20 protein-coding genes are annotated in these 23440 nt (G+C 59.6%); 8 read left to right on the top strand and 12 right to left on the bottom strand.

Annotated features, from left to right (window positions below):
• Positions 1–119: 119 nt before the first annotated feature.
• Positions 120–533, bottom strand: coding sequence for a response regulator (locus tag OHL18_RS10165; protein WP_263374748.1), 414 nt, complete (start codon positions 531–533; stop codon positions 120–122).
• Positions 534–810: 277 nt separating this feature from the next.
• Here OHL18_RS10165 and OHL18_RS10160 point away from each other — a divergent pair, with 277 nt between their 5' ends.
• Positions 811–2622, top strand: coding sequence for a sodium:solute symporter family protein (locus tag OHL18_RS10160; RefSeq protein ID WP_263374747.1), 1812 nt, complete (start codon positions 811–813; stop codon positions 2620–2622).
• A gap of 54 nt (positions 2623–2676) precedes the next feature.
• Positions 2677–2928, top strand: a complete 252-nt coding sequence (locus OHL18_RS10155) for a hypothetical protein (RefSeq protein WP_263374746.1) — start codon at positions 2677–2679, stop codon at positions 2926–2928.
• Between the two features lie 11 nt (positions 2929–2939).
• Here OHL18_RS10155 and OHL18_RS10150 read toward each other — a convergent pair whose 3' ends face one another.
• Positions 2940–4523 (bottom strand): EAL domain-containing protein, encoded by a 1584-nt coding sequence (locus tag OHL18_RS10150; protein ID WP_263374745.1) that lies wholly within the window; start codon positions 4521–4523, stop codon positions 2940–2942.
• Between the two features lie 317 nt (positions 4524–4840).
• Here OHL18_RS10150 and OHL18_RS10145 point away from each other — a divergent pair, with 317 nt between their 5' ends.
• The gene (locus OHL18_RS10145) at positions 4841–7345 is read left to right on the top strand and encodes a serine/threonine-protein kinase (RefSeq protein ID WP_263374744.1); all 2505 of its coding nucleotides are present in this window, start codon (positions 4841–4843) and stop codon (positions 7343–7345) included.
• Positions 7346–7471: 126 nt separating this feature from the next.
• Here the strand turns inward: OHL18_RS10145 and OHL18_RS10140 are convergent, their stop codons facing one another.
• Positions 7472–8455 (bottom strand): hypothetical protein, encoded by a 984-nt coding sequence (locus tag OHL18_RS10140; protein ID WP_263374743.1) that lies wholly within the window; start codon positions 8453–8455, stop codon positions 7472–7474.
• 428 nt (positions 8456–8883) lie between these two features.
• Between OHL18_RS10140 and eno the strand changes: the two genes are divergently transcribed.
• The 3 genes from eno (at position 8884) to OHL18_RS10125 (ending at position 12586) form a co-directional block, all read left to right on the top strand.
• Complete coding sequence (gene eno / locus OHL18_RS10135; protein ID WP_263374742.1) at positions 8884–10176, top strand: phosphopyruvate hydratase; 1293 nt, start codon at positions 8884–8886, stop codon at positions 10174–10176.
• 8 nt (positions 10177–10184) lie between these two features.
• Positions 10185–10865 (top strand): hypothetical protein, encoded by a 681-nt coding sequence (locus OHL18_RS10130; protein WP_263374741.1) that lies wholly within the window; start codon positions 10185–10187, stop codon positions 10863–10865.
• A gap of 275 nt (positions 10866–11140) precedes the next feature.
• Entirely contained in the window at positions 11141–12586 is a 1446-nt protein-coding gene (locus OHL18_RS10125) for an alpha-L-fucosidase (RefSeq protein ID WP_263374740.1), read from the top strand.
• Here the strand turns inward: OHL18_RS10125 and OHL18_RS10120 are convergent.
• The 4 genes from OHL18_RS10120 to OHL18_RS10105 all read right to left on the bottom strand — a co-directional run bounded on the left by OHL18_RS10120 (position 12583) and on the right by OHL18_RS10105 (position 15869).
• On the bottom strand, positions 12583–13866 hold the full coding sequence (locus OHL18_RS10120) for a pentapeptide repeat-containing protein (protein ID WP_263374739.1): 1284 nt from the start codon (positions 13864–13866) through the stop codon (positions 12583–12585). The genes OHL18_RS10125 and OHL18_RS10120 overlap by 4 nt on opposite strands.
• A 109-nt stretch (positions 13867–13975) precedes the next feature.
• Complete coding sequence (locus OHL18_RS10115) at positions 13976–14365, bottom strand: RNA-binding S4 domain-containing protein (RefSeq protein ID WP_263374738.1); 390 nt, start codon at positions 14363–14365, stop codon at positions 13976–13978.
• Positions 14366–14586: 221 nt separating this feature from the next.
• On the bottom strand, positions 14587–15120 hold the full coding sequence (locus tag OHL18_RS10110) for a hypothetical protein (RefSeq protein ID WP_263374737.1): 534 nt from the start codon (positions 15118–15120) through the stop codon (positions 14587–14589).
• 26 nt (positions 15121–15146) lie between these two features.
• Positions 15147–15869, bottom strand: coding sequence for a hypothetical protein (locus OHL18_RS10105; protein WP_263374736.1), 723 nt, complete (start codon positions 15867–15869; stop codon positions 15147–15149).
• Positions 15870–15972: 103 nt separating this feature from the next.
• Here OHL18_RS10105 and gpmI point away from each other — a divergent pair, with 103 nt between their 5' ends.
• Positions 15973–17571 carry a 2,3-bisphosphoglycerate-independent phosphoglycerate mutase gene (gene gpmI, locus OHL18_RS10100; RefSeq protein WP_263374735.1) on the top strand — a complete coding sequence of 533 codons (1599 nt, stop codon included), beginning with the start codon at positions 15973–15975 and terminating at the stop codon, positions 17569–17571.
• Here the strand turns inward: gpmI and OHL18_RS10095 are convergent.
• The 5 genes from OHL18_RS10095 to OHL18_RS10075 form a co-directional block, all read right to left on the bottom strand.
• On the bottom strand, positions 17568–18563 hold the full coding sequence (locus tag OHL18_RS10095; RefSeq protein ID WP_263374734.1) for a metallophosphoesterase: 996 nt from the start codon (positions 18561–18563) through the stop codon (positions 17568–17570). The two genes, gpmI and OHL18_RS10095, sit on opposite strands and share 4 nt — an antisense overlap.
• 74 nt (positions 18564–18637) lie before the next feature.
• The gene (recR, locus tag OHL18_RS10090; protein ID WP_263374733.1) at positions 18638–19249 is read right to left on the bottom strand and encodes a recombination mediator RecR; all 612 of its coding nucleotides are present in this window, start codon (positions 19247–19249) and stop codon (positions 18638–18640) included.
• 14 nt (positions 19250–19263) lie between these two features.
• Complete coding sequence (locus tag OHL18_RS10085) at positions 19264–19590, bottom strand: YbaB/EbfC family nucleoid-associated protein (protein ID WP_263374732.1); 327 nt, start codon at positions 19588–19590, stop codon at positions 19264–19266.
• 20 nt (positions 19591–19610) lie between these two features.
• Entirely contained in the window at positions 19611–21668 is a 2058-nt protein-coding gene (gene dnaX / locus OHL18_RS10080; RefSeq protein WP_263374731.1) for a DNA polymerase III subunit gamma/tau, read from the bottom strand.
• A gap of 109 nt (positions 21669–21777) precedes the next feature.
• Positions 21778–22239, bottom strand: a complete 462-nt coding sequence (locus tag OHL18_RS10075; RefSeq protein WP_263374730.1) for an SET domain-containing protein — start codon at positions 22237–22239, stop codon at positions 21778–21780.
• 158 nt (positions 22240–22397) lie between these two features.
• Here OHL18_RS10075 and OHL18_RS10070 point away from each other — a divergent pair, with 158 nt between their 5' ends.
• A complete protein-coding gene (locus OHL18_RS10070) occupies positions 22398–23363 on the top strand; it encodes a tetratricopeptide repeat protein (protein ID WP_263374729.1) in 966 nt (321 codons plus the stop codon).
• Positions 23364–23440 lie beyond the last annotated feature (77 nt).

Below are 23440 nucleotides of genomic sequence, written 5' to 3'. Positions count from 1 at the left end.
ACTGGAGCGGGAATCGGCAATGTGAATGCCGGTTATCGGATTTCAGTCAATCGCACGATATAGGCGGAACCCCATCGGAAGTTGGACGTCAACAAGCAATTCCTCTGAGATCGGTGAAACTAGACCACCGCGGGTTCAGGGCCGTCGCCCTCGTTGGGTCCCCGAAGCATCGAATGAACGGTGGCCAAAAGGCTGTCTGGAAGCAGCGGTTTCAGGCGGAATACGATATTGAGATCCGCATACTCTGCTTCGGCCTCCATCAGGCCGCTGATAACGAGAACGGGAAGATTCGGATGGGTCTCTCGCAAGGCCCCCACGAAGGCCGACCCATTCATGCCGGGCATGACGTGGTCGGTAATGACAAGACTAATGTCAGCGGCAAACTCTCCGGCGCGCAACTGTTCGAGGGCACGCTGCGGACTGAGAACCGCTATCACAAAGTACCCAACGCGCTTGAGGATGGTCTGGCGGGTCGCCGCCTGGATGGCGTTGTCATCGATGAGGAGGATGGTCGGTGCCGGTGTCGTCGTCAAATGAAGAGGCTCTGGGGACGGTTGCTGTTCGTTATAGGGTGTTTCAACCAAAATCGGGCAAAGTTCAAAACGATTTGATGCACACAACTCGGATTGGGGTGTCTTCTGATCACAGAAAATCTATCGCCAGAGTGGTGCGGTCTCGAGGGATATAGCGGTCGCTACACGTATCATGGTTCAAGTGGCAGTTTTCCCTGCTGCGAGGCTATGTTTTCAGGTGCCGCGTGGGGAAGCCTGCGGCCGCAACGAATTACCACTGAATCACTTAAGGGAAACCGTGAACCTCTCTTACATCGACTGGCTGATCATGCTGGTCTACTTCGTCTTCGTTCTCGGCATCGGCTTCGCGCTGAAGCGCTACATGAGGACGAGCAACGATTTTTTCCTGGCCGGCCGGTCGATTCCGGCGTGGGTCTGCGGACTGGCGTTTATCTCGGCGAATCTGGGAGCCCAGGAAGTGATTGGCATGGGTGCCTCGGGTGCGAAGTACGGCATCGTAACCAGCCACTTTTACTGGATCGGCGCGATTCCAGCGATGGTCTTCGTCGGCGTCTTCATGATGCCGTTCTACTACGGTTCCAAGGCGCGGAGCGTCCCGGAGTATCTACGGCTGCGTTTTGACGAAAAGACGCGGGCAGTGAACGCGTTCACGTTCGCGATCATGACGGTCTTCAGTTCGGGCATCTCCATGTACGCCATGGCGCTGCTGATCCAGACGCTGGGACTCTTTCACGGCATCATCCCGGACCAGTACATCTTTCATGTCTCGGTGCTTCTCTCTGCGGCGATCGTTTTGGGCTACATCTTTCTTGGCGGCCTGACGAGCGCTATCTATAACGAGGTACTGCAGTTCTTCCTGATCGTGGCGGCCTTCGCGCCGCTGGTCTGGATTGGTCTGAAGAATGTCGGCGGCTGGCAGGGCATCAAGCACACCCTTCCGGTCACGATGACGCGCTCCTGGCACGGTATGGAGCACGCGTCAACGAATTCGCTGGGGGTCGAGTGGGTTGGGTTGGCGATGGGCCTCGGATTCGTGCTGAGCTTCGGATACTGGTGCACCGACTTTCTCGTGGTCCAGCGAGCACTGGCGGCTGACTCCGAGGAGTCAGCCCGCAAGGTGCCGCTGATCGCAGCAATCCCGAAGATGTTCTTTCCGTTTCTGGTGATCCTGCCAGGATTGATCGCCGTGTCGGTAACCTCGCACATGGCGCAGCCAGCGGCGATGCCGGTACAACATCCGCAGGCTCTGACGGCTGCACACCAGGCATTGCCTGAAGGACCGGGTAGGCCGCATGGGCTGATTCCAGTGAAGACCGACCCGCGCAGTGGCCGGGAAGAGTTCGATACCGACGGCAACGCGGTTTACAACTACGATCTAGCCATCCCTGTGATGCTGCTGCATTTCTTCCCCACGGGAATCCTGGGGTTGGGTCTGACCGCGTTGCTCGCCAGCTTCATGTCGGGTATGGCTGGGAACGTCACTGCCTTCAACACAGTCTGGACGTATGACATCTACCAGGCCTACATCAATAAAAGGGGCACGGACGCGCACTATCTTTGGATGGGACGAGTGGCAACGGTTGGCGGAATCCTGCTCTCAATCGGTGCGGCCTACGCGGCGACCGGCTTCAACAACATCATGGACGCTCTGCAATTGATCTTCTCGCTGGTGAATGCGCCTCTTTTTGCGACCTTCCTGCTGGGAATGTTCTGGAAGCGGACCACCGGGCATGGAGCGTTTACGGGCTTGATCGCCGGAACGGCAGCCGCGCTGGTGCATCACGGCCTCACCCTTCCCGACGGAGCTCTGGCCGGACTTCACGGCGGATGGATCAAGGTGCTTCATCATTATCCGAGCGACATGGCGCAGAACTTCTGGACGGCGATCTTTGCGTTCAGCGTGAACTTTGTCGTGACGGTGGTGGTAAGCCTGGTGACGAAGCCGCGCCGGGAGTCGGAGCTGGTGGGACTTGTCTATTCGCTCACGCCGAGGCCGGTTGAGGCCCATCTGAGTTGGTGGCAGAAGCCAGCGACGCTGGGCATCGGGGTGCTCGTCTTGCTGGTGGCGCTGAACCTCATCTTTGCTTAGTTTGGGCCTAGGTTCGGACTTAGGTCCAGCCTTCATAAGAATTGGAGAGTTTCGATGGGACTTGATATTCGCGTACCGCTAGGATTGATCTTCCTCATTACGGGCGGGATGATGTCGGTCTATGGGCTGATCACGCGGAACAGTGGAATCTACGAGAAGTCCATGGGCATCAACCTCAACCTGTGGTGGGGCGTGGCTATGCTGATCTTCGGCGGGATCATGTTCTTCTTTGGAAGGCAGCAAAAGTGGCAGGACGATCCTGTAACTCCGAGACCGTGGGAGCGCAGCGAGGGCCCCAGGCTCTAGGCTATGCTCGGTTAGTGGTCATGTAACTGCAAACCAGAAAGAGCAGCCTCGGTGCTGCGGGCCATGTCTTCTTTATATTTAGGCAGTTCGTCTGCCGAGACTGGTTTGCCGTAGTACCAACCCTGGACCTGCATCACGCTGCCCGTGGCGGTGAGATAGTTCGCCTGCTCTTCGGTCTCAACGCCCTCGACGATAACCTCAACGTGGAGGGATGCGGCAAGAGCGAGAATCTGGGGCAGGATGGAGGCGGTGACTGCGTCGGTACCGATCGTGCGGGTGAAGGCGCGGTCGATTTTGATTGCGTCTACGGCCAGTTCGTGGAGATAGGCGAGGCTGGAGTAGCCGGTGCCGAAGTCATCGATGTGAACCTGATAGCCCTCCATATGGAGGCGGAGTACGGCCTCGCGGAGTTGAGTGATATCGGCGGTGGATCGCTCGGTGATTTCGAGAGCGACCTGGCGAGGGCGGATATCAGCCTGCCGGACGTGAAGGTCGAGGAGTTGAAAAAGGGCTTCGCCCTGCAGATCGGCGGGGGCAATATTGAGGCCGAGAGTAAGTTCAGGGTGGTTTCTGAGGATATCGCCGACCTCCTGAATGGACCGGCGGATGACGAAGGCGGTGATCTCGCTGATGAAACCACGCTCTTCGGCGATACGGATGAAAAAGTCGGGTGCGATGGGGTTTCCTTCGTCGTCGGACCAGCGGAGAAGCGCCTCAGCGCCCGCACAGGCACCGGAGGGCAGTTCGATGAGCGGCTGGTAGACGAGGCGGAGCGTGCCATCGCGAACGGCGCGGCGGAGTTGCTGGGCGAGGCCAATGCGCTGCAGATAGAACTGGGCGATGGCCAGGCCAAGGCCAAAGCCAGCCAATGCCCCCATGAGGATGTACTCAAACTGGAGCAAGTTGGTGTCGCTCAAGGCGACTTGAGTCGGCTCCTCGGCCACGGCGCATAGGGCGTTCTGCCGGGAACAGCGGGCGGAGTAAAGTTTGCCGTCCATCTCAGTTTGGCCTTCGGCGAGTATCAGGGCCGGTTCAACGGGCATGTTGTCGCCGGCGATGTGGGTGATCTGCCCCGTGGCGAAGTTGACCATGACAATCATATTCCGCATGCCGGGACGGTCCCAGCTATCGAATGCTTTCGGACTAAGGACAACGTCGACTCCCATATGGGACAGAACGACGCCGCGACTATCGCCGGCGATGGCAAGAGGAATGTCCGAGTAGACCAGGGAGCCGTCGCGGAGTGTCATGCTGGGCTTCGGCATGATCCAGGGTTTGGGGAGTTTTCCAAGCCAACCAGAACAGACCAGCTTGTCGTTCTGGAGCCGCCCGATGTCCTTGACCTGGAGCGAACGGAAAGCGAGGTCACGCATCTTTGAGATCTCTTCGGGCGAGCACAGAGGAAAGCCGGAGGGGTTGAAAGCCATCTTGATGGCGCGGAGTTCCGCACCATAGTCGTTGGCGTGGTTCGCGAGGTCGGAAGCATAGCTGGAGAGAGCGAGATTGGCTGCCCGAACCCGCGACAGATGACAGAGCCAGTAGCCACCGGCCGCTCCCACGAACGCCCCGAAGAGGGCGAGCCCAGTGATCGACAAACGTCTGTACTTCCCGAGGGGCATTCAGCACCTTCCAAACTCAAGTGACGTTTAGGACCGATCTGCTGGGATCTGTGCGTTGCATAGAGATAACCCTATGCAGAGCCTTGGAACTGTGATTGCAACACGGAAGATAGGGGTTGTCCAGCCTATCACGCCTCATTATCAAGGCGTCCAATAACACTTGTCTGATATTGACCTCCAATTGAAAAGATGTCGTGGAAGCTCCGTTCTCATAACGGATTGGCACTGATCCCGAGGCGCAGCTGTATCAGAAGGTTCATCTTTTCGGCGCAACAACTTGCGATAATGAAGGCATGGCCCGACGCATCATCGAGCACTACGAGTTTGTCCGCAAGATTGGAGCTGGCGGAAGCGGAGTCGTGTACCTTGCGAACGACACGCTGCTGCAGCGCCCGGTCGTCATGAAACTGTTGAAACGAGGCGCGTTGACGCTGGAGCAGATGCGGACGACACAGCTTCGCGAAGCACGTTTGGCCTCGGCCATCGATCATCCTAACGTCTGCGCTATCTATGATGTGGGCGAAACTCCCAACGAATCGGGGGACGCTGAAGAGGCCTACATCGTCATGCAGTACATCCCTGGAAAGAGCCTGGACAAGCTCATCCAGGCGGGGCCGTCGAGTCTTCAGCTCGTTCTCTCGGGCGGTATTCAGATCGCCGACGGGCTCTCCGCAGCCCACCAGTTAGGCATCTTCCACCGTGACCTGAAACCTGCGAACGTTATGCTGACCGAGGGCGGTCTGATCAAAATTCTCGACTTCGGTCTGGCGCGGCGGCTGAACGCGGATGAGGCGGAGTTCGACCCGGCACGACCGACGAACAAGCGGACAGCGGCGCAGGGCGGCACTTACACCGCGCGCGGAGGGACGATCGCCTACATGGCACCGGAGCAGTTTGTGACCGGGCAGTCGAGCGTGCAGTCGGACATCTTCGCGTTGGGGTTGATCCTGTACGAGCTTGCGACGGGAAGGCACCCGTTCCATCGTCCCGACGCGCAGGAGTTCCAGAGCATCCGTGCCATTCAGTTTGCCGATCCGACGCCTATTCGTGAGATCGTTCCCAGCCTGCCGGTCGAATTGGAGTCGGTAATCCTGCGCTGCCTGGAGAAACAGCCCTCGGCGCGTTTCGCCTCTGCCGCCGATGTTCGCGAGTCGCTCAAGACGATCATGATGAAGATGCAGCTTGACTCTGTCGGCATGCCGGGCGATTCACTCGCGTTGCTGCCATCGCAGAGCCGGCTGGCATTGCAAACTCCGGAAGAGGAGAAGCGGACGACCGGTATTTTATCGATGCTCGCGGAGCGGTTTCGCGAGCCTGGAGCGACCACGGCAGCGAAGCAGAACAGCATTGTGGTGCTGCCCTTCGTGAACCTCGGCACTCTCGGAACAGCGGAGACAGGAGCGACAGCCCCTCTTTATGGATATGCGCTTGCGGACGCAATCGGGGCGCGACTGGCGCGGATGCCTTCCCTCGTCGTGCGGCCATCGAGCACTCTGATGGCGGTATCGACGCAGCAGCTTGATCCCTTGAGCGTGGGCAAAAAACTGCTGGTGCAGTACGTCCTGGCCGGCAACTTCATGAGCTCGGACAAGGGCTTCGACCTGAACTGGCAGCTTCTGGATGTTCCGGGGCAGAGTGTTCGCGCGGGTGGATCGATCAATGTGGAGTCGTTCGATCTGATCTCGGTGCAATCGGAGATCACGAACGAGGTCTTCAGCACGCTACACGGATTCGGCGACCTGAAGACGAGCAGCGACAATGCACGCGATGCTTCGTTGACGCAGATCTTGTCCGAGGACTATCTGCAAGCGCGGGCCGTGCTCTCGTCGTTCATCTCGCGGACCGGAAGCCGGGACGACCTGGATCGGGCGCGCTATCTCTTTGATTCGGTGGTGAAGCAGGATCCGGACTATGCTCCGGGTTGGTCCGGGCTTGGGATCACGCACCTGCAGTATGCGCGGCATGGGCTAGGCGGCCAGATGCACGTTCTGGAGGCGCGGCGTGCGTTCGATAAGGCGCTTTCGCTCGATCCATCATCCGTCGAGGCCAATCTTTATCGCGTCTACATGCTGCTCTCACGGGGCGAGAAAGAGTCTGCTCGCCACGGCATCGAGAATCTGTTGCAGACGGCCGGGAACGACTGGAACGTGCATCTGGTTGCTGGTCAGACGCTGCGCATCGACGGCATGTACGAAGAGGCGCTGGAGCAGTTCAACATCTCGCTGCGCATGAATCCGTCTAACGCGGCGATGATCTACAACCATCGCGCGCGGGTGTATCAGTATCAGAATCAGCTTGAGCTTGCCGGTGAAGAGATTGATAAAGGGTTGACGCTGGAGCCACGGCAGCCACTGCTTCGGATCTCTCAGGGCTACCAGCAGATGCGCCTGGGAGATTTGAATAAGGCGATTGAGACGCTGGAAGCAGTAGTCAGCGACGAGTCTTCGTTGCGAATTGTGTTTCCGACGATCGCGCTTTGCTACGTCCAACTCGGCGACCGGCAGAAGGCTGCATCCTTCATTCTCGAGGAAACGCTTTCAGCGGCTGAGGCGGATAGCGAGATGGCCTATCGCCTGGCAACGTACTTTGCGCTGGAAGGGGATGAGTCCGAAGCGCTTCACTGGCTGAGGCGGGCGATCTATCTGGGGAATGAGAACTATCCTTGGTTCTCGAAGAATCCGGCGTGGCGCAAGCTGCAAGGGCATGGCGACTTCGAGCGGATTCTCGAAGACCTGAAGAAGAGTTACAGCAGGAATAAGAAGAACTGGAAACGGCTGCTGGCGCAGGTGAGGGATTAGCTCTTTACGTCCTATCCATCGCGTGAAACAAAGGCGCGATGGATTGGGCCCCCGAACCGTTTGGTATCGAAGACAGAAAGCCCCGGCGATTGCCGGGGCTCTTCATCTTCAACAAGTGAAACAAACCTATTCTGTCCCCATCGTGACCGGTGTGATGGACATGGGAGTGCTGAGACTGAAGACCAGGGTGGTATTCTGCGGCACAGTCTCCTGACGATCCTGCTTGAGCCACCAGACGGTGCTCACACCCGCGCCGATTCCTGCGCCGATGAAGGCTCCGGGGACTCCGCCGAAGACCGCACCTGTGGCAGCGGCACCGCCCGTGGTAAGCGACATCGCGGCCAGGGTGCCCTTGACGTGGTCGCGCCGAAGGATCGTCCCTTCATCGTTGATGCGGGTCACATTGTGCTCGCTGGTGTCGATCACCTGCGCATGAAGAATGTAGTGCGTGCCATCGGGCAGGGTGACGGACTCCGGCAGAAGATGGATAGCCGCTGGTCCGCCGATACGGCGGCCGCCACGCGCAACCGTCACTCGGCCATGAAGAACTGAGCCAACCGGAATCACTACCCGGCCTTCATGTTGCATCGGCTGCGTTACTTCGGCGGTGAACCTGGTTCCGACCGGAGTGCTTGCGGTCGATATGGTCTCGCGAATGCGTACCGTGAAAAGAGTTCCGCTCGGAACCTCATTCGGGCGAGAGGGAACGTAGGTCACGATTCCCGCGTCCTCGTTGGCCTCGTGCTGCGTGACCGGAGTCGTCACGATGTCACCGTCGGGATCGTGTGGTGTGGCGGCCATTGCGCTGCCCGCAGGGCGATAGGGAACATAGGCGCCATAGGTGGTCGCCGAGGCCGGTGGCACCTGCGATTGCGGCTGCGCCTGAACTGCGTGGGCCTCCGGTGAACCAGGTGCATAGGCGACAGCGGCGGAGGGCTTCTGATGCAGCACAGGAGCCTCATCCGGCGTAGCTTCAATCGTGACCGGCGGGGGATTTGAGACGCCCGTGGCCTGCGCCTGGGCGTGACCCACTGTGAGGATGGGAGCGGCGGCGAACGAGCAGACTGCGAGCCAAAGTCCGGTGTACCTTCTTGCGAATGTCATATTCATGCGTGCAATACCTCGGGGAATGGATTCAATCCACATTCTGATAACCCTGTACGAAGAATAAAAGTAGCGGCGTGCGGCAAGAACAAATATCCGTGACAGGAACCGCGCGTGCTACTAACTTCTGGCGGACATTTCGACCCCGTCATTTGGACGTGTAGCCGGGCGATTCGCTGACCGTCGCGACAAAAGAGAATCTCGAGAAACAACTGTCTTCATGCAGCTTTGTTAGAATCCGGTGTGCGGGGAGTGCATTGACTACAAGCAAACGTATAGAACTTGTCGAGACGATCGGCGGCGTGGGTGGCCGCGCTGTTGCGGTCGATCGCCGCCCCAAGCTCAACGACCGGCTTGCCCATCGCATTGTCGCTGGAGATCCAGCAGCGAGAGTTTCATCCCAGACATCTGAAACATCAACCGACAGGAGTGTTATGACCGAGATCGTATCGATTCACGCGCGCGAGATTCTGGATTCGCGCGGCAACCCGACCGTAGAAGCGGATGTGACCCTTGAAGGAGGCGCGATGGGCCGCGCTGCCGTGCCCAGCGGAGCTTCCACTGGCGAGCACGAGGCGGTCGAACTGCGCGATGGCGACAAAGAGTACTACCTCGGCAAGGGCGTGTTGACGGCGGTAGAAAATGTGGAGTCGATCATCGGGCCGGAGCTAAACGGCATGGATGCCAGCAACCAGCGGCTGATCGATGCGACAATGATCGCGATCGATGGCACCGAGAACAAGTCGAAGATGGGCGCGAATGCGATTCTCGCGGTCTCGATGGCCGTTGCGCGGGCCTCGGCAAAGGCTTTGAAGCTGCCACTCTATCGCTACCTCGGCGGCGTGAATGCCTGCCTGCTGCCGACCCCGATGATGAACATTTTGAATGGTGGATCGCACGCGGACTCAAACGTGGACTTCCAGGAGTTCATGGTGATGCCGGTCGGCGCGGAGACGTTCTCCGATGCGCTGCGCTGGGGGACCGAGGTATTTCATACCCTGAAGGGCGTGCTGAAGAAGAAGGGCTACAACACGGCTGTCGGCGATGAGGGCGGGTTTGCGCCGTCGCTGAAGTCGAACGCCGAGGCGATCGAGTTAATCCTCGAAGCGATCGAACTTGCCGGCTACAAGCCGGGCGAAGAGATCTCTCTGGCGCTTGATCCTGCGGCGAGCGAGTTCTACGACAAGGCCACCGGACGCTACGTCTTTAAGAAGTCCGACAAGAGCGAAAAGACGTCGGAAGAGATGGCGGATTTCTGGGCGGAGTGGTCGCGGCAGTATCCGATCGTCAGCATCGAGGACGGACTTGCCGAAGATGACTGGGACGGCTGGAAGCTGCTGACGGACAAGATAGGCGACCGCGTTCAACTCGTCGGCGACGATCTGTTTGTTACCAATACCCGGCGCTTGCAGCGCGGCATCGAGGAGAAGGTCGCGAACTCGATCCTGATCAAGGTGAACCAGATTGGCACGGTCTCCGAGACACTTGAGGCGATCGAACTTGGCCGCCGCTTCGGTTACACAAGCATCATCTCGCATCGTTCGGGCGAGACGGAAGATACGTTCATTGCGGACCTTGCTGTCGGCACAGGCGCGGGACAGATCAAGACGGGCTCGGCCAGCCGGACGGATCGTATCGCGAAGTACAACCAGCTTCTCCGTATCGAAGAAGAGCTTGGGCAGTCGGCAGAGTTCCTGGGGATCGAGTCGATCAACTGCGGACAGTAGGAGACGCCTTGACCGTGTTGCCGAAGTTGCTCCTCTTTTTGATGATTGGCCCGGCGTCAGCGGGTGATTCGCTGACGCCGGATGGTCTTCGCGCTTGGCTTAGCGCGGGCGGATTCTTTGAGTCAAATGCGAAGCTTGTCCATGACCAGATGGAGCAACAGCGGTCAGGGCTTCCTCCCTGGTGGCCGACAGACGTTTATTCCGAAGAAGAGGCGGCCATTGCGAAGGTTGATTTCGTCGACGCGGCGGTGCCTTTCTATGAAGCGTGCCTAACCGACCCACAAGCTCGGCTGCTTGCCAAGATAGCAACTTCGAGTGCCGGGCAGAAGGTCTCCAGCGCGGCATTGAAGGCCCATTCAAACGCCGCGCTAAACGGTGACGAACTCGCCGGTGCACAGAGTGCGGGTGAAGATGCAGCCGACAAAACTGCTAAAGCAGTAAGCGAGGAAGAGCGGCGTAGTATGGCGGCTATGTTGACGCCACAAGAGAAGGCACTCGCGGCAAAGACGTTCACGCCGGAGAAGGCTGCGATCCTCCGGCAATGCACAAACAAAGCGTTGGCGCAGACGGCGGTCGTCATGAAGGCCAGGCAACAGGCCGCGGCGCAGGCAGTGATCGAAGTACATCGTATGGAACTTGCAACAGCTCAAGCGAATTGGTTCAAGGAACATCCGGAGAAGTCACCGTGAAAATCGACGCTCTGTCGCGGAGTTTACGTTCCGGTGTGAGGATCGTTTTCCTGGGACCCGCTGCCCGGCGCATGATTGCAATCAGTGCGGCGGCGGTCGGCATCGCGATCTGCAAGATCCAGAACCACGTTCATGTGTCGCTCACTCATCCCTCCACTTACAGCAGTCCGCTGCACCATAAGTGTGGACTGCTGATGCTGGGGTGCGTGTCGTGGGCACTGTGTGAGATATTTCTCGGAGCATAGAGCGCGACGCTCTGGCTCCAGGAGCAGCGATTGAAGATCAGCCGTTGGGTCGTAGCAGGAGTTGCGGTCGCGCTGGGTGCGCGGGCCGGTTCAGCATCAGCGCAGGTTGAAGGCGAGCGTTACACCGTCGCATCGGCCCATCCAGTGGCCGCGATTCAGGACACCGAAACGCCCGCTCAGCGCGATGCGCGTATGGCATGGTGGCGCGAGGCGCGCTTCGGTATGTTTATTCATTGGGGTCTGTACTCGATCCCGGCAGGGACGTGGGACGGCAAGCCCGTCGGCTTTATCGGCGAGTGGATCATGAACTCCGCATCGATACCCGTGGCCGACTACAAGGCGCTTGCACCGAAGTTCAATCCGACCGACTTCAACGCTCATACGATTGTCTCCCTCGCAAAAGCTGCGGGCATGAAGTACATCGTCATCACGGCTAAGCATCACGACGGCTTCGCCATGTTCGATTCGAAGGCCGATCCATTCAACATCGTGCAGGCGACGCCCTTCCATCGCGACCCCATCCGCGAACTTGCCGAGGAGTGCCGCAAGCAGGGTTTGAAGCTGGGCTTCTACTACTCGCAGGACCAGGACTGGACAGCACCGGGCGGCGCGGCTTATAAGACCGGCGACCACAACCTGCCGACGCATCATTGGGACAAGGCGCAGGATGGTGACTTTGCAACCTATCTGCATACCAAGGCGATTCCTCAGTTGAAGGAGTTGCTGACGAACTATGGAGATTTTCCGGTCGTCATCTGGTTCGATACACCGACCGAGGACATGACTCCCGCCCTTGCAGGCGAGATCGTCGCGCTGCTGAACCAGCACCCCAACCTCATCTGGAACAACCGGCTTGGTGGCGGCTACAAGGGCGACACCGATACTCCGGAGCAGTACATCCCCCCGCAAGGTTATCCAGGGCGCGACTGGGAGGCCTGCATGACGATGAACGACACGTGGGGCTACAAGTCTTACGACATGAACTTCAAGTCGACCGAGACGCTTCTGCGTAATCTGATCGACATCGCAAGCAAAGGTGGAAACTACCTGTTGAACATCGGGCCGGATTCCATGGGCGATGTGCCGCCGGCTGAGGTGGAGCGCCTGCAACAGGTTGGCAAATGGCTGGCGGTGAATGGCGAGGCGATCTACGGAACGCAACCGACACTGTTTGGCCCGGAGGCAGGCAGCTTCAGCGCGACCGAGAAGGACGGCGAAGGCAAGCCGAAGTTCATTCCGGAGTGGAAGTGGCGGTCTACTACGAAGAAGGACAAGATCTACATTGAGCTGTTTCAGTGGCCGGGAGCGTCGTTTCACCTCGATAACGTGCAGCGCAATGTGACTGGTGCATACCTCTTGGGCGATCCGGCGCACAAGAAGCTGAAAGTAACGAAGTCGGACGGCGGCACCGATGTTACATTGCCCGCAAAGGCGCTTGACCCGATCGCGACGGTGCTGGTGCTGACCACGAGCTAGAGGACGACACGCGGCCTTGAGGTCGGGGCGTGCTCGATCTGCTGCTGGGCCAGACGTTCGGCGGGCTCGATGATGCTGACCTGAAGTGCGTCGACGAGCACGGACAGACTGGGGTACTCGACGACCGGCAGCACCCAGGGATAACGCTCGAAGTGCTCGAACATGGCGTACTCCGGCGAGCCGGTCAGGATGATGGGCTGCACTGGGAGCGAGGGCAGGCCGGGGATGATGGTCTCCAGTTCCTGCGGCAGACTCTTCGCATCGGTCAGGTCGGCGATGACAAACCGCGCAAGGTGCGCCAGTGTGCGGACGGTCTCGGTCAGGTCTCGATTGTCGGGCTTCTCGAAGTCGAAGATGATCGGCAGGTAGTTGTGCAGGCGAAGCTGGACGCGGAGTCCGTCGAGTATCGCCTTCCGCTCCGGACCAAAGCGGCCAAGGATCAGCACGACCTTGGACGTGATCTTGTCGATGACTCTCCGGACACGCTGGTTGTCGAGCATCATGTAGATGAACTGGGCCACTTCGATGTCGTCGAGCATGAAGGGCGTATCGGTCTCGGAGCGCTGAATCACCAGGTCGAGCTGCTTGGCCCCTTCGGTCTTCAGGCTCCAGGCCGAGATGCCGTAGATGGACGCGCCTGTCAGGTCGGCGTGGCGCAGGTCGGTGTCGATGAGGATCGCGCGGTCGAGCCGGACGCCCTGCATCTCGGCATAGGAGAGGACGGAGTCGGTGAGATTCGCGCCGCTGAGATCGGCTCTTTTGAGGTCCGCGCCGCTGAAGTTCGCGCCAGAGAGATTCGCCCCCTTCAGGTTCGCCTGGTCGAGGTTGGATCTGTTGAACTGGTCGAGGTCGCTCTGGGCCATCACTCCGCTCAGGTTGGCTCGCTCCAGGTTCGCATGAGATATCCAGGCGTTGCGCAGATTGGCGTGGGAGAGATTGACTCCGGCGAGGTTCGCATTGCGGAGGGAAGCGCGATAAAGCGAAGCGCCCTTGAGGTTAGCTTCGACGAGGTCGGTACCGTCAAGGCGGGCTTCGGTTAGCTTAGCGTTGCTGAGGTTCACCTCACCCAGACGCGCGCCCTCGAGGTGAGCTCCGTTGAGGCTTGCCTGATTCAGGTTTGCTCCGTGCATGCGTGCGTTGCGGAGGTCGGCTTTATCAAGCCTGCCGCGGAAGAGGTCAGCCTCGGTAAGCTTGGGAACGATGTTTGGGTTGGCGGTGCGCCACTCATTCCAGGCGACGACACCGGATAGCAGGCGGTCTACATGTTCCCTATCGGCCATCTGCGAGGCTCCCTCTGCGACCGCGAGTGCTGGTTGGCCGGATACTATTTTAGCGAAGATCAAAGTATCAGGGGCCGTGGGTGCCGAAGGCAAGTATTGCAGTGTTCGATCAAAAGCGATGGATGCGGCCGCGAAGTTTGTTGATGTCCCTGCGGTCGCGCTTGGAGGGACGCCCCTCGGTCATGCCTCCGGCTTCGAGCATCTGTTTACGCTCTTCCGTCACCTTAGCGCGCGCGGCCCTGCTTTCTGCTGATTCACGATACAAACCTTGAGCAACGGCAGCCGGACCGCGTACTTCGGTGAGCTGTAGGACTTCTATCTCAAAGATGCCCGCTTCGTTGGTGATACGCAGCTTGTCTCCGAGCCGGACATCGCGTGCCGCCTTGGCGCGGTGACCGTTCGATTCGACGCGGCCGATATCGCAGGCGTCTGAGGCAAGAGCGCGGGTCTTGAAGAAACGCGCAGCCCAGAGCCACTTGTCGATGCGAACCGTCTCCATGCAACTATTGTGACGCAATTGAAAGCGGCAACCAAATAGCTAGGGCCGAAGCACATAAGCAGCGAAGTGCTGCATGAAGGGGAGATGTCCGAGAGCGTTGGCCATGGGGAAGACCGATAGGACGATGAGCGAGCCAATGGTGGTGACCGCGTAGGGTTTGCGGCGGGAGATCAGATCGAAGACGAGGAGGCTGAGCGTGAAGGCAATCAGCGTTACCGCGTTCAGCGCAGGCTTATGAACGATGAAAACAAAAATCCGCGTAGTGGCAGGGGGAAAAGATTGAGGGTCGCCAGCAGCATGAGACGTTTGTGAACGGTGCGATTGTTGCGAAGGATGACCGCAAGCGCTACAAAACTCCCGAAGAGGAGCACTCCGTAGATGTTGAGGACGAGGAACATGGGCGGGGTGAAGATGTCTGGCGTGCGCCCTTCGTGAACGGAGATCACGGTCACTGTTATGCCGAGGATCACCATGAGTCCGGTAAGAACCGCACCAGCGTAGCCGAGCTTTCGGTGCAAAGGCAGGTTGCGGCCAGCGACCAGGAGTGTCTGGACGACGAAGAGGATGATCCACGCGGAGAAGGCGGCGCCGTGAAAATGGAGCAGTGTGCTGTGCAGCGGCGCAAGGAACATGCCCTTGAAGAAATAGGTGCGAGAAAAACCAGCGACAACCGTGATCAACATGGCGACGGAGATGCCAACGAAGTAGATGTCGTCGGTGCGGGTTTTGACGGGGCGCGCGACGAGTGTGGCCATGTAGTATGGTCTCCTGCTGAAGGAGCCTAGGGGTGGTGCTGCGCCCATAGTACAAGCTGGTGTGAAAGAGGCATGGCTATGATCCAGTCCGAGACCGGATCGGCGGCCCAGAAGAGAATGCCTCCGATGACGGTCACAGCAAGCACGCGCTTCTGAGTGAAGAGATCGAAGACGAAGAGGGCGACGACCATCCCGAGGGGGATGAGGCCGATCAGGTAAGGATGGCGGTCCATGAACGGCATGCGCGAGAGCGAGGGGCTCATCAGCATGGCGTTCGCCATGAGCATCATGCGCTTGTGGACGATGCGATTGTTGCGTTTCCAGATGGCGACGGCGACGTATGCGCCGAAGATGAGGATGCCAAAGATGTTGCCGATCAGGAACGACTCGTTGGTAAAGAAAGACGGTAGGTGAGCTGCGCGGTGGATCGTGCCTAAGGGCGTGAGGATGCCGAGGATGACCATGAGACCGGCGATCACGGCTCCGAGAACCCCAAGCTTGCGATGGAGTCGGGTGTTTCCCGCAGAGACGAGCGAGGACTGTATAACAAATAGAAGAATCCAGGATGAGAAGACCGCGCCGTGCAGATGGACGAGCAGGCTGGGAAGATGGGCAAAGACGGCTCCGCGAAGGAAGTAACTGGGAGCGAAGCCAACGACGATGATCGCCAGCATAATGACCGACATCGTCGTGAAGAAGATGTCGTCGGCGCGTTTCTTTCTTACGGTGGGAGCGACAAGCGTGGCCATAGCGCCTTGAAGAGTGAAGTCTGAAGGTTTTTCGTTTCACCGATCTTTGCCGGGAACAGTTCCGCTGTCAAGGAATAACTCGCGGCTTGTTATTCTTGAACCTATGGCGAGACCGATTGTTCTAACGATTCTTGATGGGTGGGGGTATCGCGCGGATACCAACGGCAATGCGATTGCGCTGGCGCGGAAGCCGGTGTACGACAAGTTGCTGGCACAGTATCCCAATACGCTGCTTCGGGCCAGCGAACACTTCGTGGGCTTGCCTGATGGACAGATGGGGAACTCCGAGGTCGGCCACCTGAATCTCGGCGCGGGCCGGATCGTCCGCATGGACATGACGCGCATCGATACCGCGATCATGACAGGGGAGTTCTTCTCCGATCCAACGCTGGTTCGGGCGATGGAGCTTGCGGGGCAGAAGGGAAGAGCACTGCATCTGCTGGGCCTTCTGTCGGATGGCGGGGTGCATTCGCATCAGCGCCATTTGTACGCGTTGTTGAAGATGGCCGCACAGTACAAACTAACGCGCGTCTTCGTGCATGCCTTCATGGATGGCCGCGATACGCTGCCAACTGGTGGCGTCGGATACCTGGAGGAGCTTCAACAGCACTTCGCCGAGTATGGAGTGGGTCGGCTGGCGAGTGTGAGCGGGCGCTACTTCGCGATGGACCGCGATTTGCGCTGGGAAAAAGAGCTGCAGGGCTTCGACGCGATGGTCACCGGAACTCCGGCTGGTGGTGTCTATACCGACGCCATCGCCCGCGTAAAGGAGTGTTATTCGAACGGTGTGACCGATGAGTTTGTGCCTCCGTTTACCTGCGTCGATCTCGATGGCAAGGCCGTTGGCCCGATCCGCGATGAGGATGTCTGCATCTGCTTCAACTATCGGGCCGACCGTGTGCGGCAGGTGACGCGCGTGCTGGCGCGGAACTCCGGCTTGACGGCGGATGGCGGCGCGCAGCTACCGAAGGCCGCGGAACTCGATGCGGAGATTCCGCGGAGCCTGGTGCCACAAGGGCTGCACTACGTCTGCATGACGCAGTATGACAAGAACTTCAAGCTGCCGATTGTGATTCCGGCCGAGTCGATGGACAACCTGCTCGCGAACCTGATGGCACAGGCGAACCTGCGCAACCTCCGCGTGGCGGAGACGGAGAAGTACGCTCACGTCACATACTTCTTCAATGGCGGCATTGAGAAGCCCTTCGGTGGCGAAGACCGCGAGCTGGTCGCCTCGCAGAAGGTAGCGACGTACGATCTTGCGCCGGAGATGTCGGCAGCAGGAATCGCCGATGCCGTGGTGAAGGCGGTCAACGATACGGCCTTCGACGTCATCATTGTGAACTTTGCCAACGCGGACATGGTGGGGCACTCGGGCAAGATCGAGCCGACAATTCGCGCTGTTGAGACGGTCGATACGCAGCTTGGGCGAATCTACCAAGCGGTGAAGCAGTATGGCGGAAGCCTGCTGGTCACAGCGGACCATGGCAACGCCGAGATGTTGATCGATCCGGCGACCGGCGGACCACATACGGCACATACAACGAACCCAGTACCATTTCTTCTGGTCACGGATGAAAAGGGCGTGAGCGTTCGCGATGGTGGAAGCCTGCGCGACATCTCGCCGACGATTCTCTCGCTCCTGAAGATGGAGCAACCCGGGGATATGACCGGTGGCGACCTGAGGGTGATAGCCGGTTAGGTCGAGATGATCTGAACCGAGTTATCCGGTCGTTTGGTGAAGGCGTGGAGCTGCTGACCCTGTTCGTTGAGATGGCGCAAGGTTAGCAGCTCCGGCGTCATCTCGATATGGGAGAAGCCATAGACCTTCTGGGCAAAAGGGCCGCGCTCCGACTGCTGAATCTTCAGCTTATACAGATCCGCTCCTCCACCACCCGAGAGGAAGAAGCTGGTGGGATGGTTGGCGAACTCCAGGTGCTGGAGGTCGTGGTCGTGACCTGCGAGGTACAGATGTACCTTGTGCTTGCGAAGCAAGGGCTCCCAGTCGCTGATCAGAACCGAGTGGTCACCGTGCGGGCCGTCGGAGTAGATGGGATGATGGCCCATCACGGCCAGAAACGATGTATTGAGTGGCTTTGAGAGCTCCGCTTCAAGCCACAACAACTGCTCCGCCTGCTGGGCTTCGGTAAGCGTGAAGTTGGGATGCTTCGCTGGATGTCCCGGAATATTGACGTTGCTGTCGAGCGCGATCACCGTCATGACCGGATTCTTTGCGGGCAACTCGACGCGGTACCAGAGTGAGGGCATGGTCCAACGCGTGCCGGGACGCTTGGCATAGGCTAGCTCGGCTGCAAGCTTGCTCTCAGGCATCACCTGGTAGTCGTGATTGCCGGGGATGGCATAGGCAGGCCCAGGAAAGAGGGAAGCTGGATAGGCATCTTCGAAGTTGCTCTTCCAGCGCGGGCAGTCTACACCGCCCGGAAGTTCGCCATACCAGTTATCGCCAAGCATCAACAAGGCTTCAGCATGGAGCGAGTGTTGGCGCGCGTAGTCGCCCATGGCGCGTGCGACTGAGATCTGTGCCGTGGGATCTTCGTAGCCCCAGTCGCCAACCACCAGCAGGTGGCGCGCATCCTTGCCCGGTTTTGGTGCCGCAAAAGCGTCACTCCGGCCCATGGCTGCAAGTGCGCTGAAGGCGAGGCTTTGACGAAGAAACTGGCGGCGGCTGGACATGTCTTGTGCTGCTCCCGGGAAGGAATTCTGTTGAAACATTTTTGGTTTATACCACGGCTTACGACGAGTTCTGATTAGAGCGTCCGGCGGTGCTCCATCGCGCGCGATATCGTGACTTCGTCAGCGTATTCAATGTCTGAACCCGCAGGAACTCCGGTCGCGATGCGGCTCACTGGCAGCGCTGGATTGACGCGATGAAGTTCATGCGCGATGTAGTTGGCGGTGGCTTCGCCTTCGGTGGTTGGACTGGTGGCGAGGATGATCTCGTCGACCTCGGCGAGGTTACCGGCGCGAGTCAGCAGGTTGGCAATACGGAGCTGCTCCGGTCCGACACCATTCACCGGCGAGAGCGTTCCGTGGAGGACGTGATAGACACCGTGGTAGTTGCGCGTCCTCTCGATGGTAGCGATGTTGGTTGGCTCCTCGAGTACGCAGATAAGGCGCTGATTGCGTGCCGGATTTGCGCAGTAGTTGCAGGGATCGACGTCGGTGATGTTGTTGCAGATGGAGCAGAGGCGAAGGTGTCGCTTGAGCTGCTCGATGGCATGAGCGAGAGCGCGAGCGTCTTCATCGCTGCTACGGAGGACGTGAAACGCCAGGCGCTGCGCGGACTTGGTGCCGATACCGGGGAGCTTGCGAAGCTCTTCGATCAGGCGTGACATCGGTTCGGCAAAGCGAGTCGTCATGCTTTCCTTAGGTACTAGTTGGTGAGCCCGGGGATGTTCAGACCACCCATCAGTCCCTGCATGCTGGACTTCATCGCCTCGTCGGCTCGGCGGCCACACTCGTTTACGGCGGAGGTGATGAGATCTTCGAGCAGTTCGATGTCGCCGCTGCTGCTGCCGAGCACAGTGGGGTCGATCTTTAGCTTCAGCAGCTCTTTCCTGCCGTTCATGCGGGCGGTCACAACGCCGCCGCCCGTCGAGGCTTCGACGACAGTCTCAGAGAGCTTGCGCTCCATCTGCTCCTGCATCTGCTTGGCCTGGCCCATCATGTCTTTCATCTTTGAGAGATCGGAAAAGTTCATGGCGCTGCTCCTGCGTGTGGCTAGTCGTTCGGGGTTAGGTCGATGATGTTACGAATCTCAGCGTTGAAGAGGCGCTGCGCCTCCTGCACGATTGGATGCTCCATCGCGCGTGCCTGCGCGGAGCCCGAGGCCGCGGCGCGGGGTTTCTTTGTGGCTGAGGCCTTCGCGGCGGCGGTGGTAGGTACCAAAGTGATAGTGACGCCCGGCAGGATAGCCTGAATCGCCGACCGGATGATCCTTTCCGCCTCGGCGTTGATGACCATGGGAAGCATGGTCTTCGAGAGCTGTGTTTGCACCGTGAGGGTCTTGCCGTTGAGGCTGAGGTCGGAGTCGACGATGGCATCGGCTGCGGTGGTCTGGCTGCGGGCAGCCATGAGAGCATCGACAGCGGCTTGCTGGAGATGGTCCGTGTCAGCCGACGCTGCGGCTTCAGTTGCGGGTAGGGTTTCGGGAGCGGAGAGGGGCTCTGGCTCGACTACCGCTGCCACTGCGTAGATGTCGGGAAGGACTTCACGGCTTGGAGTTGCGGGAACTGGAACAACTGGCGCGGCACTGGTCGTGCGTGGCGCAGCATCCCACATCTCAGAAGCGAGATGTGGGGCACTCGGCTCGGCTGGCGCGATTAGCGGAGGTGCTGGGGCGGGAGCCGCAACCTTGACTGGCTCTGGCGCGGGAGCCACCTTGGGCTGCGCTGCAACGGCGGGTAGAGCAGGCGGCTGAGGAAGGATGGGCGGAGGTGGTGCAACCGGAGCGGCAGGGCGAGGGCTCGCCTGCATGGGAGCGAAGGCCGGCGCGCTGCGCATGGATGCGGACGGACTGGCTGCGGCAGCCGCTCTGGATGCGCCGGAGGCCGTTGGACGGGAGGATGTGGCTGCTGCTGCCGGAGTTGCGCTGAACTTGCTCAACACCTCTTCGATGGGCAGCAGACGGCGCAGGTGGACCAGTTTCAACAGACCAAGTTCGAAGTGGAAGCGCTGTTCCTGACGGTAGCCGAGTTCGTCGAAGGTGCGGAGCATGGTCTGCAGAAAGCGTGTCAGTTCTTCTTCACTGAAGAGCGAGGCGGAACGTGCCGCGCGGCGCTGCTCGTCGGGTGAGATTTGAAGCAGTTCGGCGGCAGGGCCATCGAGGTTTGAACCGTCCGGATTGAGATTGGAGATTTTCGCTATGACGCAGTTGCGCAGGTAGCGGACGCACTGCCGGGCAAGCTGCGCGGGCGAGTTGCCAGCATCGAGAAGCTGGTTGGCGACGGTGATTACCTCTGCCGATTGATTCGCGTCTACCGCTTCGAGGATGCGCTCGAAGACTGCATTGGGAACCGTGCCCATCAGCTCGCGAATCTGCGAGGCGTCGAGGCGGGCGATGCCGTCCTCTGTGGGCGCGCTGGCGATGGCCTGGTCCATAATGGAGAGCGCATCGCGCATGGAGCCGTCACCGGCTTCAGCAAGCAGGGCAAGCGCGGCATCATCGGCGTGGATGCCTTCCTGGTTGGCGATGTAGCGAAGCTGGCCGAGGATGTCGACTAGCTTGACGGCGTGAAAGCTGAAGTGCTGGCAGCGCGACCGGACGGTCTGCGGAATGTCCTCGGGCTGCGTCGTCGCCATCATGAAGACGATGTGGTCTGGCGGTTCTTCAAGCGTCTTCAGCAGTGCGTTGAACGCCGCGTCGGTGATCTGATGGGCCTCGTCGAGGATGTAGATCTTGTACTTGTCGCGGCTGGGCCGGTAGCGGGCTGCGTCGCGGAGTTCGCGGATCTCGTCGATGCCACGATTTGTGGCCGCGTCGATCTCGATGACGTCGACGGCGTTTCCGGCGCGGATCTCGGTGCAGGACTCACAGACCTCGCAGGGCTCGGCGTTCGGGCGGATCTCGCTGCCGATGGTGTTGCGGCAGTTGAGCGCCATGGCCAGAATGCGGGCGATGGTGGTCTTGCCGATGCCCCGATGGCCGCTGAAGATGTACCCGTGAGCGATGCGCTGCTGGGTCAGCGCATTCATGATGGTGACGGTCACGTGGTCCTGGCCGACGACATCGGCGAAGCGCTGGGGACGATACTTGCGGGCGAGAACTTGGTAGGCCACGGCTCTATTGTATTCGGGTTGGAACCGAGGATTTCGTGGTGCTAAATCGATGGGATATGGTTCGCAGCGGAGCCGCCGTCGTCATCCGTGAGGGTGAAGGCTGTTTCGGTCATTTTGCGGTGCCCTTCGCCGCAGCCTTCGCGAGCTTCTTCCTTCGCTTCAACTCCAGGTCCGAGAACATCGTCCCCCGGCAGTTCTTCGCTCCGCAGTAGCAGTCCTGGCTGGCGTCGTCGGAGTCATAGAGGTTGTACTCGTAGAGTAGCTCTTCGCCGGCAGCGATGTCCCGGATAGCGTTCACGTAGATGCGCTCATCCTCTTCGATCGTCTCGCAGTTCGGATTGCAGGAGTGATTCACGAACATACCAGTCCCGAAGCCGTCGATGACCATGTCCTTGTCGCCGTAGCCAAAGAGATAAGTGACCATCCGGTCCTGATAAAGATCGTCGGCGGCCTCCTTTGTCAGGCGCGGGCCGTCATACTCACAGACGCGAGCGCCTTTCTTGATTGCCCGCATGGTGTAACAGCCGGCAGCGTGGATGGACGAGGAGCGAATGATGAGGCCTGGAAGCATGACGTTTCGGTGTCCGATCGAGTCAGATATGCGGTGCGGCAGAGCGATGAAGCAGAGGGCGTTTCTCGAACTATAGCAAAGGTAACGAAGGGTACTGCGAAGCTGTCGATGAGGCGCCCTGAGATGCTCAGCTCGGAATGGAACGGGTAAACTCGTTGATGATGGAAACACGGCTCGGAATTCGTCTAGCGCTGGCCGGTTGTCTTCTCGTGGGCGTGCCGCTTACGGCGAAAGCTCAGACCTACACACCGCCTCCGCCGCCTTTAACGACGCTGCCGCCCTGTCCACTGGGCAAGGACGGCAAGCCCGTGAAGCCCAAGAAGCAGAAGGATTGCGATCCCACCGTCTACCCTGCGGAAAAGGTGGAGACCGGCAAGAAGTCGGCGGACCAGGTTGCGCCGGAGGCGACTCCAACCAATTCCACCCGCGCCGCTCAGCAGTTCCCATTCCCCGGCGAGCAACAGCCTAAGCCCAGCGAAACACCCGCTGCGCAAGCGTTTCCTTACCCAGGCTCCGACAGCGTCGAGCATAAGCCGGGAGACGCGGACGTGCAGCACGATCCAGCGGCCGAAAAGAAGGCCGCGGAGACCCCTGCGGGGAAGGCCTTTCCATTTCCCGGCGGCTCGACTGCGGATATGCCAACCGACCCCGACATGCCGGCATCGGAGAAACGGCCGGACGAAGCCCCTTCGCCGTCGAGTTCATCGTCCTCATCCTCTTCCGGTGACAGCCCGGACAAGGATCCAGGCAACAACCTGCCCTCCGCAGCGGACGCCCCTGGACCAAAGGGCCAATACGATGACGATGAGAGCCCGGCACCGAAACTGAAGGAGAAGCACAAGAAAGTTCCTCCACCCCAGACTGATACGGAACGCGTCGACGAAGACCTGAGCATCGCCAAATACTACGGACAGAGCGGCAATAAGATGGGAGCGTATCTTCGCGCCAAGGACGCTGTGAAGATCCAGCCCGACTACCCTGAAGCGCACTTCGTGCTGGGTGAGGCGGCTCGGAGACTGGGCAAGAACGACGAAGCGCTGGCGGAATTCACGACGTATCTCAAGCTTGCGCCTGACGGAGAGCGGGCCAAGGCGGCAGAGAAGGCACTCGAGGGCCTCCGATAGCGCAGTTACGGCATCCGTCCTCTAGGACCAAGGTCAAGGTACTTCCGGATTTCCGCGGCATGCCTGTGCGATTTCTC

The organism is Granulicella aggregans, assembly GCF_025685565.1.
Classification (GTDB): domain Bacteria; phylum Acidobacteriota; class Terriglobia; order Terriglobales; family Acidobacteriaceae; genus Edaphobacter; species Edaphobacter aggregans_B.
This window is presented reverse-complemented; position numbering and strand designations above follow the sequence as displayed.